13 protein-coding genes and 1 other annotated feature are annotated in these 15,138 nt (G+C 47.7%); of the genes, 7 read left to right on the plus strand and 6 right to left on the minus strand.

The window, feature by feature from the left end; genetic code table 11:
* Positions 1–15: 15 nt before the first annotated feature.
* Entirely contained in the window at positions 16–582 is a 567-nt protein-coding gene (locus WG8_RS10360; protein ID WP_007430111.1) for a cysteine hydrolase family protein, read from the plus strand.
* 123 nt (positions 583–705) lie between these two features.
* A complete protein-coding gene (locus tag WG8_RS10365; protein ID WP_007430112.1) occupies positions 706–2,169 on the plus strand; it encodes a nicotinate phosphoribosyltransferase in 1,464 nt (487 codons plus the stop codon).
* Positions 2,170–2,240: 71 nt separating this feature from the next.
* Here WG8_RS10365 and WG8_RS10370 read toward each other — a convergent pair whose 3' ends face one another.
* Entirely contained in the window at positions 2,241–2,756 is a 516-nt protein-coding gene (locus tag WG8_RS10370; protein ID WP_007430113.1) for a MogA/MoaB family molybdenum cofactor biosynthesis protein, read from the minus strand.
* 261 nt (positions 2,757–3,017) lie between these two features.
* Between WG8_RS10370 and WG8_RS10375 the strand changes: the two genes are divergently transcribed.
* The 3 genes from WG8_RS10375 (at position 3,018) to WG8_RS10385 (ending at position 6,617) form a co-directional block, all read left to right on the plus strand.
* On the plus strand, positions 3,018–3,347 hold the full coding sequence (locus WG8_RS10375) for a four-helix bundle copper-binding protein (RefSeq protein ID WP_007430114.1): 330 nt from the start codon (positions 3,018–3,020) through the stop codon (positions 3,345–3,347).
* A 74-nt stretch (positions 3,348–3,421) separates the two neighbouring features.
* Positions 3,422–3,711 (plus strand) — a binding site (T-box leader).
* 84 nt (positions 3,712–3,795) lie between these two features.
* Complete coding sequence (gene argS / locus WG8_RS10380; RefSeq protein ID WP_007430116.1) at positions 3,796–5,526, plus strand: arginine--tRNA ligase; 1,731 nt, start codon at positions 3,796–3,798, stop codon at positions 5,524–5,526.
* A 122-nt stretch (positions 5,527–5,648) separates the two neighbouring features.
* Complete coding sequence (locus WG8_RS10385; RefSeq protein WP_007430117.1) at positions 5,649–6,617, plus strand: S-layer homology domain-containing protein; 969 nt, start codon at positions 5,649–5,651, stop codon at positions 6,615–6,617.
* A 162-nt stretch (positions 6,618–6,779) separates the two neighbouring features.
* On the opposite strand, the gene WG8_RS10390 is transcribed toward WG8_RS10385, so the two are convergent.
* Positions 6,780–8,960 (minus strand): ABC transporter ATP-binding protein, encoded by a 2,181-nt coding sequence (locus WG8_RS10390; RefSeq protein ID WP_007430118.1) that lies wholly within the window; start codon positions 8,958–8,960, stop codon positions 6,780–6,782.
* On the minus strand, positions 8,960–10,717 hold the full coding sequence (locus tag WG8_RS10395) for an ABC transporter ATP-binding protein (protein ID WP_007430119.1): 1,758 nt from the start codon (positions 10,715–10,717) through the stop codon (positions 8,960–8,962). The genes WG8_RS10390 and WG8_RS10395 overlap by 1 nt, the downstream gene beginning before the upstream one ends.
* Positions 10,718–11,295: 578 nt before the next feature.
* On the opposite strand from WG8_RS10395, the gene WG8_RS10400 reads away from it, so the two are divergent.
* A complete protein-coding gene (locus WG8_RS10400; protein WP_007430120.1) occupies positions 11,296–11,598 on the plus strand; it encodes a HesB/YadR/YfhF family protein in 303 nt (100 codons plus the stop codon).
* A 131-nt stretch (positions 11,599–11,729) separates the two neighbouring features.
* On the opposite strand, the gene WG8_RS10405 is transcribed toward WG8_RS10400, so the two are convergent.
* The 3 genes from WG8_RS10405 to WG8_RS10415 form a co-directional block, all read right to left on the minus strand.
* Positions 11,730–12,242 carry a hypothetical protein gene (locus tag WG8_RS10405; RefSeq protein ID WP_007430121.1) on the minus strand — a complete coding sequence of 171 codons (513 nt, stop codon included), beginning with the start codon at positions 12,240–12,242 and terminating at the stop codon, positions 11,730–11,732.
* Between the two features lie 110 nt (positions 12,243–12,352).
* Positions 12,353–12,796 (minus strand): DUF441 domain-containing protein, encoded by a 444-nt coding sequence (locus WG8_RS10410; RefSeq protein ID WP_007430122.1) that lies wholly within the window; start codon positions 12,794–12,796, stop codon positions 12,353–12,355.
* 13 nt (positions 12,797–12,809) lie between these two features.
* Entirely contained in the window at positions 12,810–13,790 is a 981-nt protein-coding gene (locus WG8_RS10415; protein ID WP_007430123.1) for a YpdA family putative bacillithiol disulfide reductase, read from the minus strand.
* A 382-nt stretch (positions 13,791–14,172) separates the two neighbouring features.
* Here WG8_RS10415 and WG8_RS10420 point away from each other — a divergent pair, with 382 nt between their 5' ends.
* On the plus strand, positions 14,173–14,769 hold the full coding sequence (locus tag WG8_RS10420) for a DUF2087 domain-containing protein (protein WP_007430124.1): 597 nt from the start codon (positions 14,173–14,175) through the stop codon (positions 14,767–14,769).
* The last annotated feature ends 369 nt before the right edge of the window (positions 14,770–15,138 follow it).

Genomic DNA, 15,138 nt, shown 5'->3' on the forward strand with positions numbered 1-15,138 from the left:
GGAGCTGATTGTACGATGAAGGCACTCATTGTTATTGATTACACGAAGGATTTTGTAGATGGAAGCTTGCCTGTAGGTCAACCGGCGATTGACCTGGATGATCGGATTGCAGCAATCACACAGGCGTATGTGGATCAGGGGGACTTTGTAGTCATGGCTGTGGATTTACATGAGGAGAAAGATCCTTATCACCCGGAGAGCAAGCTATTTCCCCCACATAATATACGTGGAACTGAGGGACGACATCTATATGGCAAGCTCCAGCCCCTCTATGAGAAACAAAGTGATTCTATCTATTGGTTGGATAAAACACGGTATAGTGCCTTCGCTGGCACCGATCTGGAGCTCAGGCTGCGCGAACGAGGCATTTTGGAGGTTCATCTGATCGGTGTATGCACGGATATATGTGTACTCCATACGGCTGTAGACGCTTATAACAAAGGCTTGGCCATTACCGTATACAAGGATGCCGTGGCGAGCTTTAATCAGGCTGGACATGATTGGGCTTTGGGCCATTTTGAGGGAAGTCTGGGAGCTGCCGTATGGTCGGCTGAGGATACGATTTTACTACAGAATAAGTAAATAACTTAACGATTGTGCACCAGTATCCGATAACAAATGGAGTCGGATACCGCTAAGCTGGACAGATGAGACGATATGCCGTCGCAATCGCAAAACCGGGGATAGTCAGAGAGGATGAATACGATGCAATCAACGAGCCTCGCATTACATACAGATAAATATCAGATTAATATGATGTACGCCCACTGGGTGAACGGAAGTCACCAGTGTAAAGCTGTGTTCGAGGCGTATTTCCGTAAGTTGCCCTTTGGCAATGGTTATGCGGTGTTCGCTGGTCTGGAACGCATTGTGAATTACATCTCAAATTTGCGTTTTACAGAAGAGGATATTCGCTACCTTTCGGAACAGGAAGAGAAGTATGATCCTATGTTTCTGGAGGCTTTGCTGCAGTTTAGATTTGGCGGAACGGTTCATTCGATGAAGGAAGGAGCTCTCGTTTTTCCGAACGAGCCTCTGATACGCGTTGAGGGAACAATTATGGAAACGCAGCTGGTGGAGACGGCGATACTGAATTTTATGAATTATCAGACGCTGATCGCTACAAAGGCGTCACGTATTAAACAGGTGGCAAATAACGACACGCTGCTTGAATTTGGCACACGGCGTGCCCAGGAAGCAGATGCGGCGATTTGGGGGGCGCGTGCAGCTTATGTAGCAGGCTTTGACGCGACGTCCAACATGCTGGCAGGAAAGCACTTTGGGATTCCGACGAAGGGAACGCATGCCCATTCCTGGGTGCAAACCTTTATGTCGGAGCAGGAGGCTTTTGACGTGTATGCCAAGGTTTTGCCAGATCAGGTTACGCTGCTGGTAGACACCTTCGACACGTTGGAAAGCGGTGTTCCTCATGCGATTCGCACAGCGAAGATGCTGGAGAGCCAGGGCAAGCGCATGAACTCAATCCGTCTCGACAGCGGTGATTTAGCTTATCTGTCCATCCAGGCGCGGGAAATGCTTGATGCTGAAGGCCTGGATTATGTACAAATTGTAGCCTCCAATGATTTGGATGAAAATACGATTTTTAATTTGAAAGCCCAAGGAGCGCGTATTGATGTATGGGGTGTGGGAACACAGCTTATTACAGCTTCGGATCAACCTTCACTTGGCGGAGTGTACAAGCTGGTTGAGCGGGAAGTGGACGGCGAAATGCTGCCGACGATTAAGATTTCGGGTAATCCTGAAAAAGTAACCACACCGGGCAAAAAGGATGTATACCGCATCGTGGATAAAAAGAAGGGAAGAGCCGTTGCAGATTATATTTCTTTTCCGGATGAAGAGCGTCCGCGTAATGGAAAGCGTCTGAAACTGTTTAATCCTTTGCATCCATATATGAAAAAATACGTAGAAAATTACGAAGCCGTACCGATGCTTGAACCCATTTTCATAAACGGGCAGAAGGTATATGCGCTTCCCGAGCTGGATGAAATTCGAGCTTACCATGCTTCACAGCTGAAGCTGTTTTGGCCAGAATATTTGCGGAAGCTCAACCCTGAAATTTATCGCGTTAATCTCAGCGAAAAGGTGTGGGGGCTGAAGCAAAAGCTGATCGACAGCTATATGCAGCCTGAAGTAGAGGAAAAGGAATAATAGCATGAAGAGGCACCTCATGAATGTATGGGGTGCCTTTTTGTGTTGTGGCGAGTATGGAAAAAGAGAGCTTACTTATAAATTTCTCTCATGACATGTCTTAGCTCAGGTACAATAATGCGTTCCATCGCCAAACGTACAGCCCCACGTGAGCCAGGCATGGAAAATACAGCTGTCCGGCCTATCGTACCGGCCACAGCACGGCTTAATATAGCCGCTGAACCAATATCCTCGGCAAAGCTGAGATATCGGAAGATTTCTCCAAAACCAGGCAGCTCTTTATCCAGTAGGGAGGTAACAGCTTCATATGTGGTATCCCGAGGGGAAATACCGGTGCCGCCTGTCAAAAGCACAGCTTCGATGCCGTCCTCTGCTGCAGCTTCGGATACCAATTGCCGGATGCCTTCATAGTCGTCCTTGACGATGACATATCGGGCGATCTCATAGCCGTTGGTTTCCAGCAAGTCCATGAGCAGTCGTCCGCCAGTATCTGTTTCTACGGTGCGTGTGTCGGAGACGGTTATGACCATGCAGCTAACCTGCTGCGGAGATTCCCGTCGGTGCTCTTCTACAGAAGTCATATTCATTACAATGTTCACTCCTTGAATCAGTGGTTAAGCCTACTCTTTTTACAATAGAGGAATGGTTGTCCGTATGCAAGTCAGGAGCGGAGACTATAAAGCTTTGTGATGAATATCCTTGCTTTCATGCATTGGAATATAGTACACTTCCTTACATAAGTCGGGACTTTCTGGTTTTATTTTGTTGAAAGCGCGAACATCAACCGATTAATCTCAATTATTAGCGGGTAATAATCAGCAGGGTCGACAACTGGGAGGTAATGTAATATGGATTATTCATACCAACAATGTGTAGATGCTTGCCTGGAATGTTTGAACGCTTGCAATGTTTGCAATGTAGCGAGCTTAAAGGAATATGATTTGGCCATGCTGCGTGAATGTATCCGAGTGAGCAGGGAATGTGCGGAGATATGCGGGTTTGCTGCTCAAATGCTGGAGCACGGAACCAATTTCGCCGAGCAAATCTGTGAATTGTGTGCTCATGCCTGTGAAGTATGCGCTGCCGAATGCAGCAAGCATACCCATGATCATTGCAAACAATGCGCAGAAGCCTGCCGTCGCTGCTTTCAGGCTTGCCGCCAATTGGTGGCTGTGTAATTACATATATGGAGTTAGCGCCTGAAGAAGAAAAGGTTGCTTTCTACTGAATAGATTTGTATAATGATGGGAAATTAACGTCGTGGAATGGGAGAGTAGCATTGAAGCCCGATCATTACAGCGAGCCGGAAAAGGTGGAAGCCGGTATGAGGTTTGATGTGAAGCGCACCCGGGAGATGGTTGGTCGAATCATGAAGTACATTCAGGAGATTCCTTGAGTGTAGTTCCTTTAGTAGATCAGCCCGGCAGACACCGTTATTCGTCATTGGAGTGAAATCGGCGATTTGTGCAAGTAAGCTTTTAGCTGCGCAGCCCGATTTACGAAGAGTGGTACCGCGGGGATATTGAAGTTCTCGTCTCTTGAATCATGTCAAGAGGCGGGAGCTTTTTTTGTTAGACAAGGATTTTGCAAAATCCTGAAATCTTAATAGAGAAGGAGAGAGAAAACATGCTGTTAAAGACTGCTGCCAAGGTTTTATTGACCCATACGGGCTTGGAGGAAAAGGAAGTTTTATCTTTATTGGAGATACCCCCGCAGCCGGAATGGGGAGATTTGGCATTTCCGTGTTTTGTGCTGGCTAAAAAGCTCCGCAAGTCTCCACAGCAAATTGCGCTTGAATTGGCGGAGGCAATAAGCGATGAGGAAGGTTTAAGTGCTTCGGCTGCTGGTGCCTATGTAAATATAACACTGAATCGTTCTGTTCAGATTCCGCTTATGCTGGCTGAATTGAACAAGCCTGATTTCCTCAAGCCAGATATCGGGCATGGACAGCGGGTGGTGATTGATATGTCCTCACCTAACATCGCCAAACCATTTGGTATCGGCCATCTTCGCTCTACTGTCATCGGTGCTGCCCTGTATCGCATTCTGGGGGAAACGGGACATGTTCCTATTAGCGTGAATCATCTGGGAGATTGGGGAACACAATTTGGCAAGCAAATTGCAGCCTATAAAAGATGGGGCAATGACGAGCAGCTGCAACAGGACCCGATTGGAGAGTCGCTTAAGCTATATGTGCGTTTTCATCAGGAGGCCGAGCATGACCCGTCTTTGGAGGAAGAAGGCCGTGAGTGGTTCCGGCGTTTGGAGCATGGGGATGCCGAGGCACAGCGACTATGGGAGTTTTTTGTTGAGGTCAGTCTGGGTGAATTTGATCGCATGTACCAGCGTTTGAACATTACATTCGACCATGTGCTAGGGGAAAGTTTTTATAATGATAAGATGCAGGCAGTTGTTGCCCAATTAAGAGCGAAAGAACTGCTGGAGGAAAGCGACGGGGCACTCGTGGTTCGCCTGGAAGAAGAGGAGCTGCCGCCGTGTCTTATTTTAAAAAAGGATGGGACCACGATTTATCCGACACGTGACCTGGCAACAGCGATCTATCGTCGTGAGGTGATGAAGGCTGATCGGTTGCTTTACGTCGTTGGCGGGGAGCAGAGGTTGCATTTTCAGCAGGTATTTGCGGTACTGAAGCGTGCAGGGGAGACGTGGGCGGAGCAATGTGAGCATGTGCCGTTTGGACTGATGCGGTTCGCAGGCAAGAAAATGTCTACGAGACGTGGCAAGGTTGTGAAGCTGGAGGAGGTGCTCGATGAAGCTGTAGCGCGTGCTCAAGCCATTATCACGCAGAAGAACCCTGATTTGCAGGACCAACAGGAAATAGCTGAGGACGTTGGGATCGGAGCGATTATTTTCGGTGATTTAAAAAACAATCGTCTAAATGAAGTGAATTTTTCGCTGGAGGAGGCGCTCACCTTTGAGGGCGAGACCGGGCCTTATGTGCAGTACACTCATGCGCGCATACGCAGTCTTCTGGAAAAAGCTTACGCGCGCACTCACGCTGGTGCTCATTCTGATTTTAGCGGCACCGTCCCAGCGCAGGAGAAGCATTCCTCTGAATTGACTGACGCCTCGAGTGAGATACTGGGTGATGCAGGCTGGGAGCTGCTTAAGCAGTTGGATCGCTATCATGGACAATTGATACGTGCGGTTCGACAGTTGGAGCCTTCGGTTATGGCAAGATTTGCGTTGGATACGGCTCAAGCGTTCAACCGTTTTTACGCCAAGGAACGGATTGTTGGTGGTGGGCGGTGGCGTATTCAGCTGGCGGAACAAACTGCGGATATTCTGGCAAGTACGCTGCAGCTTCTTGGGCTGAAAGCACCTAATCGGATGTAAACCAAGCGAATAAAGGGCTGCTTGCTGTGCTTGTTTTGCAATCCTTTTGTGCATATGTGAAACATTTGCTGCTCCTATTGCGTCGGTAAGTATAGAACATAGTAAAAATGGAGGTGCACCACATGACAAAAAATAAAAGTGTGACAGCTGCTCTGCTCGTCATCTGCTCATTGGCAGTGGCTACATCGGCTTCTGCTTTTCGTGATATAAAAGGAGCTGAACAGGAGAAAATCGTGAATTCGCTTCAGGAGAAAGGTATTATTCAGGGAATAACAAAGGACAAGTTTGCACCTGACCAAACACTTACCTATGCACAAGGAGTGCATATGGTCGTTAATGCCATGGATCTTCAGGTTATGCCTGATTTCACAACCGGTTCCTTTGCAAACATTCCCGCTTCAGCCTGGTATGCCAAGTCCTACCGGATTGCAGCACAGCATCAAATCCCTCTGTCACCGGATATTGACCCAGGTACTCGCATGACAAGGGAACAATTCGCAAACATTCTGTATAAAGCAGTGAGTGCCACAGGAGAATACCCAACCGTTCGTATGTACGTTAATGTAGCGGACGGCAAAAAGCTGGACCAGGATTCAAGCGAAGCGATTCAATTTCTGCTGTTGACCAAAATTGCCAAATTGGATGATCAGAGCAACTTTAATCCGGATCGAAAAGTAACCCGGATGGAGGCAGCGGAAATGGTCTATAACGCATCTGAATTTGTGCAAAATCATAGACCATCTGAGGCCACTCCTGAAAATCCGGCCGAGCCTTCAGATCCGGTTCAGCAAAACGGTATTAGTATGAGCATAGAGAAGGTGAATGACCAGCAGAACAAGGTGACAATTACCCGTTTGCAGGCACCTAATCCGGGATACGGCATTGAAGTGGATCATATCGACTATGTAGATGATACGAATGCAGTCATTTACTACAAGTTAACAAGTCCAAAGCCTGGGGAAATGAACATCCAGGTTATTACAGATACCCACACAAGTACATTGGTGAACAGCAAATATAAGGTTACGCTCAAAGCTGTAGAAGGAACAGTATCTCCACCCGCAGGCACAGGTACATCGGTAGCTAAATAAGGTCTGTAGCCCATTCAGGGAATGTAGCAATATACAAAAATAAAACCAGCAAGTCTCCTATATCTAATGGAAACTTGCTGGTTTTTTTAATGCTTAATTTTAATGCATCACGCGAGTCATTTGCCCAAGGCAATGTCGTTTATTTCATCTTTACAAGCCGACTTAAGTGTTTCCGCCAACCAAGCCGGGGCCGCCTTGGCCGGAACTTGCTTTCTGCGAAGCGCTAGAACCCGACCGCTTGTCAGACTTTCCAGAAACCGTAGCCATTGCGGCTACAGTATCTTTACCGCCAAGCAAGCCGTCCTGCGCAGGTGATGAGGCTGCATCTGTTCCAACCGTTCCCGACTGAAGCTGATACATTTGGAAATAGCGACCACCATGAGCCATAAGCTCCTCATGGCTACCGCGCTCCACAATTTCACCCCGATGCAGCACCAAAATTTGGTCCGCGCTGCGAATGGTCGACAAACGGTGAGCGATGATAAAGGTCGTGCGCCCCTTTTTAAGCACCTCAAGGGCAGATTGAATGAGCGCTTCCGTTTCGGTATCAATATTGGCAGTAGCTTCATCCAAAATCAAAATGGCTGGATCGAAGGCCAGCGCACGCGCAAAGGAAATAAGCTGGCGCTGTCCGGCAGATAACGTGCTGCCTTTTTCAATAACAGGTTCATCAAAGCCTTGCGGCAAATGGGCTAACAGTTTGTCAGCTCCAACGTCATGCAGCGCTTTCTCGACCTGTTCTCTGGTGATGCGGCTGTCTCCAAGACTGACATTGGAGGCTACCGTACCTGTGAACAAATACGGATCTTGAAGAACAATGCCCATATGATGGCGAAGCCATTGCTTAGGGATTTCCTTGACAGGTGTTCCGTCAATGGTGATCGTTCCTTTCTGCGGATCATAGAAGCGGAACAGCAGATTAATAATCGAGCTTTTACCTGATCCGGTATGTCCGACCAGGGCAACTGTTTGGCCGGGCTGTGCTGTAAAGGAAATATGCTTGAGCACATCATCTTTTTTGTAGGCAAAAGATACGTCGTCAAATTCTACCTTCCCTTTGTAGCGCGGCATGGTCCCGTCCGTCACGGGCTCTCCGGTTTCATCCATCAATTCAAATACCCGTCCGGAGGACACGATGGATGTATCCAGTACGGCGAGTTGGTTGACCATACCTGTCATAGGTTGGAACAGTCGTCCCAGCACATCGACGAAGGCATACAGGACACCTAGCGATATCGCACTGTCTGTGGTGCCAAGCGCCTTGGATCCGAAATACCATAGCACCACAGCAAAGGCGAGGTTTCTCAACACGTTGACCAAATTGTGCGAAGTAAAAGCGTTCAAATTCAGCATTTTATTTTGATGCTTCATATAGTCATCATTCAATTCTTCAAACTCGGTTTGCGTTTGCTTCTGATGACGGAATACACGAATAATGGACATACCCTGAATAGATTCATTGATAATCGCATTGATTTCACTGAGCCTGGATCGAATGATCGTATTATAGCGGGTGGCAACCTTGCGATATAGCACAATCCACAAGATCAGCAGCGGCACAATGAATAAGGAGATTAGGCCCAATCTGAAGTCCAGCAGGAAGAGGGCAACATATACTCCTGTCATCGTCACAATACCGGAGGTAAAGTTTGACAATACAGCTACGAACAAGTCTTTGACCGCCTCGGTATCATTCGTAACACGCGATACGACCTTGCCTGCGGGCAGGTTGTCAAAAAAGTAAACCGGCAAGCGCTGAATGTGCGCGTAGAGGTCCAGCCGAAGCTTCTGAATGACCTTGTTGGCAGAGGATTGCAGCCAGTACGTTTTGCCAAACTCGGCAAAGATCGAAACGACCAGAAAGAAACAATACCAGCCAATCAATTGAAAGATGCCGGGCATTTCCGGTTTGTAAAAGCTATACAGCTCATCAGCAGTCAAAGCCTTGGCTTCATAGCGAAAGGTATCGGAGCCGCGTGTCACCGTCAGCGTACCGTTAGCAAAGGAGCGGTTGCCGTCAGCCACCTGCACCGAGCCATCAACAAATACAAAGGATTTGCCCACTTGTAAAATTCTCGCTTCGCGACCTTTGGCTTCTCCGGGCTCAAAGCGGTCTTCACGCTTAAAGTGGGTTCCAGCAAAGCTTACAGTGCCGTCCACACTCGTTGTTTCATAGAATGGTTTTTCTATAGCGAGCATATGGTCGTCGATCATCGTTTTGGCGATGAAGGGTCCGGCCAGCTCGGCGGCTACTCCAATAGCCAGTGCGATGAGTGCAGCGATAAAACCTGCTTTGCTCGTCAGGGCGTACTGGAACAGCCTTTTGCCGATATTGGGTTTCATTAGGATACCTCCCCAGAGGTCAGATCAGATTCCACTTGTTGCCGTTCATACTGCTGCCGGTACCAACCGCCAGCCTCAAGCAGCTCACTGTGGGTTCCTTCCTCAATAATGCGTCCTTGCTCCAGCACGACGATCCGGTCTGCATGTTCGACAGCCGAGAGACGGTGAGTGGAGATCAGGGTTGTTTTACCCGAGCGCTTACGCCGGATATTTTCGATAATACGCGCTTCCGTCCGGGCATCTACTGCAGACAGTGCATCGTCGAGCACCAGAATATCCGGCTCACCGATAAAGGCGCGCGCCAGCGAGACACGTTGCTTCTGGCCGCCGGACAGGGCGATCCCTTTTTCCCCAACGAGTGTATCCAGTCCATCGGACAGGGTGCCCAGGTCCTGATCAAAGGCAGCAGTGCGGATAGCTTCCATGATGTCGTCATCATCTGCACCAGGTTTACCGAACTGAATGTTCTCGCGTACCGATTTGGAAAACAAAATTTGCTCCTGCGGCACGTAGCCGATCCAGCTGTGCAACTGCTCAATGGAAATGTCCTCCAGCCTTGTGCCAGAGATTAAAATATCACCACTGCCTGTCGGGTACTCATGCAAAAGTTGTTTGAGCAAAGTGGACTTTCCGCTGCCAGTTCGACCGACAACGCCTAGCGTTTCACCACGTTTCAACTCCAGGCTCATATGCGACAAATTATCGACAGTGGAGGTGGGATAACGGAAGGTAACATCTTTCATCGTAATGGACTCAGGACGGTTAACCGATACGGGATGGGCTGCATCCTGTACGTCTGGCTGGACATTGAGCGTTTCATTGACCCGATCCAGAGAAGCGCTGCCGCGCTGCATGATGTTAATCAGCTCACCGATGGCAAACATCGGCCAAATCATCATTCCCAGATACATGTTAAAGGAGACCAGCTCGCCCAGCGTGATATCGTTATGAAAGACCAGATAAATACCATAGCCGAGGCCGATGACGTAGCTAAGTCCTACGCACAGGCGGATGGTTGGTTCAAAGAGAGCGTCCATTCGGGCGACTGCCAAATTTTTACGAAACACATCCTCGGTAATATCTGCAAAACGCTTTTCGTCCATCCGCTCCTGGACATAGGCGCGAATGACCCGGATGCCTGCCACTGATTCCAGCACCTGATCGTTCATATCGCCAAATGCATCCTGTGCGAGTGTGTAGCGCTCGTGAACGGCTTTGCCGTAAATGCTCATGGCCAGGGCAATAAAAGGCAGCGGCAGGATAGCCGCTAGTGTCAGTTTCCAGCTAATCAGGGTGCCCATGGCAACTAATACCACGGTCAGATAGACCGTCGAGTCTGTTAATGTCAGCATGCCGAAGCCCGCTGTACTAGCTACAGAACGCAGGTCGTTCGTGGCCCGAGCCATTAAATCACCTGTACGATTGCGCTCAAAAAAAGGCGGCGTCATTCGCAGCAGATGATTCATAAAGCGCGTACGAAGCAGACGCTCCACCAGATTGGCCCCACCAAACAGCTTGTGCATCCATATGTACGTAACGTAGTAGATGACGGCGAGAATGCCCAAGATCATAAAAATATAACGCCAAAGGGAGGACCAGGATATCGTACCGCGCACGATCTCATCAATGGCGCTGCCTAGCAGACGAGGAGGAGCCAGCTCTACAATACCAACGGCTATCAGCATAAACAATCCAATGGAGTATCGGCTTCGTTCTTTTTTAAAAAACCAGCTTAAATTTTTGAGTACCGAAAACAAGAGGAATCCCATCCTTTCATAACAAGCTCATTCGAGAGTTGTGTACCATTTTGAAAAAACAACAGCAGTTGCTGCCACGAGCTTGATCAGGCAACAGGCGCAAAAAAGGCATACCGTCCACAGACGATATGCCTTAAATCTCAATATCATATGGCGTGCAGGTATTTTCAGCACACTCACCACTGAAAAACTGCTCAAACACAGGCAAACATTCGTATTAAACCATACAACGTGAATGGCCCAATTCGGAAAGTTGCGACAGGGGAGATGCTCCGGTATGAAGTTGTTGTGTGTGTAGATGAAATACAATAGGGAATTTTAGCACCGGTAACACTCCTTTCTTCCTCAAAATGGGTTCATTTTTACATGAGTAATCGTACGAATTGTAATAAATTCCAAAATGGATCTCGTATGGTTGAATCTTAACACCCTTATTTGCGAATTGTCAAACCCTTTTCAAAAAAATGTATATGACTTGTACCGAAAGGCTGGCTAGAGCAGGGCGGTTGGTGGCCATTCCAAAAGATGCTATGATATAGTTGGCAGGATGTCATTGTACAAGGAGATGAGCATAACGCATGAGTATACAGGTAACTGAGCCTGCGGCACAGTGGTACATTAAGGAGCTTGGTTTGAATCATGGTGATTCGATCCGTTTTTTTGTTCGTTACAGTTCTGGCGGCGGGTTGCATCCAGGCTTTTCTCTGGGAATTGCCGTAGAGCCTCCGCAGCATCCCGTATTGCAGCATGAAGCGGCTGGCATTACGTTTTATATGGAGGACCAGGATTACTGGTATCTGAAGGGTCATGATCTGCAAGTCAAGTATTTGGAGGAACATGACGACATTATTTACACCTACACGGAGGAAACGCAAGTGTAATGTCCCAGCGTTAAAATAATGTGCAAGAGTTGTTTGTGGACATGAAAAAGCGGCGGAGCATCGTGCTGCAGGGGATTAGCCTGCGCATGATACACCGTCGCTTTATTGCGTTTAAGGAGGTATGACATATGTTAAGGATTGTTAAACATCGGATCATCGACCGCAAAATCAAAATCATCAATGTCATATACATGCACAGGTACAGAAGCTTCAATAATGCGGTGAATCCAATCCAATTGATCTGTCAAAATGGGCAATGCTTCACGCTGGGCAGTCAGTACGAGCTCGGTTTCGATCGGATCAAAATATTCTCCATAGTGCGCCGTATCCACAGCATTAATAACAATAAGCGAGGTGTTGGCGTCGAATAGAATGGGCAAGCTTTTGGCCCAGGGCATCTGAAGGGCACGCCTTATTTTTTTCTGATTCAACGGCTCCTCAAAATAGCTGATGAGCTCGCTTACCTTTCGCTTCACATGCTGATCGTCCATAGGATTATCCATGAGAGGCTCCGTGCTATCCTTAAACTCGTATAGCTCCAGCAGTGATGTGTAAGGCACTATATATTCAACAGGGGCGGGAGATGTAAGCAACTGACCGTATATGGCCACCATTACAGCTTCCGTTACAAATTGTCGAGACATCGGTCAAGCCTCCTGCATTTACCAAATTATGCGATAAGAGTATAACACAAAAGCGGGACTGAATTCAGCCCAACATGCAGATTGCTTTATTCGGAGCATAAGCCAAGGGTTTAGGAGCGGCCGATCAAGAGAGACAGCAGTCCGGCAGCAATAAGCGGCCCTACAGGTACACCCTTAAAGAAGGCAACGCCAATGACAGTCCCGATGAGCAGACCTGTCACAATGATAGGCTGACCGGACATCAGGGTTACTCCGCGACCGCCAAGATAGGCTACCAGGATGCCGATGGCAATCGCGAGCAGTGACTTCCAGTGCAGAAAAGACTCCATCACTTGATTGATGCTGATTTTACCACTGGCTAGCGGGGTCATGACCCCGATTGTCAGCATGATAATTCCGATCGTCAAACCGTACTTTTCAAGCCAGGGGAAAGCAGAATTCAAACTAGTTACCCGCAGTAGCAATAATACAACCATAGCGATGGTCACCGTGGAATTGCCACTGATAATTCCAAGGCCGGCCAGCGCCAGTAAAATAAGTGAGCTATAATCCATATAGGTGTTCTCCTTAGTTCGTTTGGCTTTGAATATGCTCCGCGATTTGGCGTCCATGCCAGCGACCTGTTTCAATGAATACCTCATTGGCATTGCTGCCGGAAGCGATCACGCCTGCCACATATATACCCGGTATATTCGTTTCCATCGTGGCTGGATCAAACTCGGGTTTATCCAGATCTTCAGCCATGTGGACGCCGACCGATTCCAGTAATTTTCGTTCCGGGTGGAACCCGGTTAGTGCCAGCACAAAATCATTTTCCAGTCGGAACGCTTCGGCCTCCAGCGGAGTGACTACTACATGATCTGGATGGATCTCTGTAATACGAGCACCTAAGTGCAGCGTAATTTTCCCCTTTTGTACCATACTGTCGAACAGTGGACGAACCCACGGCTTGATGTAGGGAGACAGCTCAGTCCGACGGTATACCATATCAATCGTAGCCCCGACCCGTACCAATTCCATCGCTGCATCTACTGCGGAGTTACTGCCGCCGATGACCGCGACTCGGGTTCCTGTATAAGGATGGGCTTCGCTGAAATAGTGAGTGACTTTATCTAATTCTTCCCCGGGAATGCCCAAATAGTTCGGATGATCAAAATACCCTGTAGCCACTACAACATAGCGGGACGAATACGATTGGGGGATTCCACGCTTGCTCATGGTATGAACGGTAAATGTACCGTCATCCTGACGAGCGATGGTTCGAGCCTCCTCATAATGCTGAATGTTCAGGTTATAATGTGCCGCTACTTTACGGTAATACGCCAAAGCTTCATGACGAAAAGGCTTGTCATTGGGGGTGCTGAATGGGACATCACCAATCTCCAATAGCTCGGCGGTGCTAAAAAACTGCATGTTCGTCGGATACAGAAAAATAGAGTGGACAATGTTGCTTTTTTCAATAATAACGGTTTGCAAACCTTTGCGGCTGCATTCGATAGCAGCGGATAGCCCGCATGGACCGCCGCCAATAATAATTACGTCATGCATATAGATGAACCTCCAATTGTATTGTTCTTCTGCGTAAGTATTTCGCAGGATTAGCATTGCGCATCATTCGATTCCAGTCGCTCGTTGGTACAAAATATATACGGTCAGAATCATTCTGATTAATATTTTGATCAATGAAAGCTGTGCTCTGGATTGATGCAAAATGCACGGGTATGTAAGAAGTTTTTCAAATAATAATCCTACCGCAATGCGTACATAATATCCAGCCGTTTTCAGGAAGAAGTGATGGAAGGATATGATTGACAGATAATTTTAACAAACATATAATTAGATGAATATCTATTTTGTTTGAGTTCGTTTGTAGAGCAAGTATCGATATTTGTAGAGCAAGTTTGGGTTAAGGAAAAGAGGTGTTATCACGATGCAGCTGGATAAGATGGTCAATTATCATAAAGCGCTTGCTGACCCGACGCGTATGCGCATATTACTCCTGTTGTCCCGTGGGGAGTTGCATGGTCAGGCTTTGGCGAAAAAGCTGAATTTATCCCAACCGACCGTTACGCATCATGCTTCCAAACTCCGTGAGGCTGGATTAATCAAAGAACGACGGGATAAAAATACGGTGTATTTCACATTGAATCCGGAGCTGATCCGGCAGCATGCCGAGGCGACGGTACGTTTTATCTTCGAAAAGGGAGAGGGTGAGGAAGAGATGTCAGAGCTTAATGAAACATTGGAGGCGACGGTTTTACGTAATTTTTTTGCCAAGGACGGCAAGCTGCGCCAAATTCCTGCACAATACAAGAAAAAGCTGATCGTGCTTCAGATGCTGGCTGAAAAGCTGGAGCCGGGCCGCGTGTATCCTGAACGTGAATTAAATGAGTGGATTAAACAGTACCATGACGATTTTGCGACGATTCGGCGTGAGCTGATTATGCATCAGTTTATGTATAGGGAACGGGAAATGTACGAATTGAATCCACGTGAGATGTGGACGCGCTGGGATCAGGTGCACTAAACGAAACACAAAAAAGATTTAAAAAAAGTTTTGCGGCAGGCTTGACAGATGATTTATCGACTTGTATGATAAAGGAAATTTTAGGAGGAGGCGATGTTATATGCGTACGAACAATAATGGATGGGTTCAGCAGCAGAATGACTTGTCTCCCGCACGGACGATGCTCAGTTAAGACTGTATAATATATAGTTTTAGCTAGGCAGTTGGTTGGACAGTAGAACCGACGAAATCCGCAGGGAGTGATTCCTTGCGGATTTTTTTACGGTTAGGTGTCCTTGTATATGGTTGTTGGTTCCGGAGAGTAGTTTGCGCATAAGCCGCTTGCTTACGTAACGAACACGGATTACATCGGCTTCAGCCGCATACTTT

It is taken from the genome of Paenibacillus sp. Aloe-11, assembly GCF_000245715.1.
In the GTDB taxonomy this organism is placed as follows: domain Bacteria; phylum Bacillota; class Bacilli; order Paenibacillales; family Paenibacillaceae; genus Paenibacillus; species Paenibacillus kribbensis.

Bases quoted from the DNA above. Each gene is read 5' to 3' on its own strand.
- WG8_RS10390 (WP_007430118.1), bottom strand. From the start codon at position 8,960: ATGAAACCCAATATCGGCAAAAGGCTGTTCCAGTACGCCCTGACGAGC.
- WG8_RS10375 (WP_007430114.1), top strand. From the start codon at position 3,018: ATGGATTATTCATACCAACAATGTGTAGATGCTTGCCTGGAATGTTTG.
- WG8_RS10365 (WP_007430112.1), top strand. From the start codon at position 706: ATGCAATCAACGAGCCTCGCATTACATACAGATAAATATCAGATTAAT.
- argS (WP_007430116.1), top strand. From the start codon at position 3,796: ATGCTGTTAAAGACTGCTGCCAAGGTTTTATTGACCCATACGGGCTTG.
- WG8_RS10370 (WP_007430113.1), bottom strand. From the start codon at position 2,756: ATGAATATGACTTCTGTAGAAGAGCACCGACGGGAATCTCCGCAGCAG.
- WG8_RS10410 (WP_007430122.1), bottom strand. From the start codon at position 12,796: ATGGATTATAGCTCACTTATTTTACTGGCGCTGGCCGGCCTTGGAATT.
- WG8_RS10420 (WP_007430124.1), top strand. From the start codon at position 14,173: ATGCAGCTGGATAAGATGGTCAATTATCATAAAGCGCTTGCTGACCCG.
- WG8_RS10400 (WP_007430120.1), top strand. From the start codon at position 11,296: ATGAGTATACAGGTAACTGAGCCTGCGGCACAGTGGTACATTAAGGAG.
- WG8_RS10385 (WP_007430117.1), top strand. From the start codon at position 5,649: ATGACAAAAAATAAAAGTGTGACAGCTGCTCTGCTCGTCATCTGCTCA.
- WG8_RS10415 (WP_007430123.1), bottom strand. From the start codon at position 13,790: ATGCATGACGTAATTATTATTGGCGGCGGTCCATGCGGGCTATCCGCT.
- WG8_RS10360 (WP_007430111.1), top strand. From the start codon at position 16: ATGAAGGCACTCATTGTTATTGATTACACGAAGGATTTTGTAGATGGA.
- WG8_RS10405 (WP_007430121.1), bottom strand. From the start codon at position 12,242: ATGTCTCGACAATTTGTAACGGAAGCTGTAATGGTGGCCATATACGGT.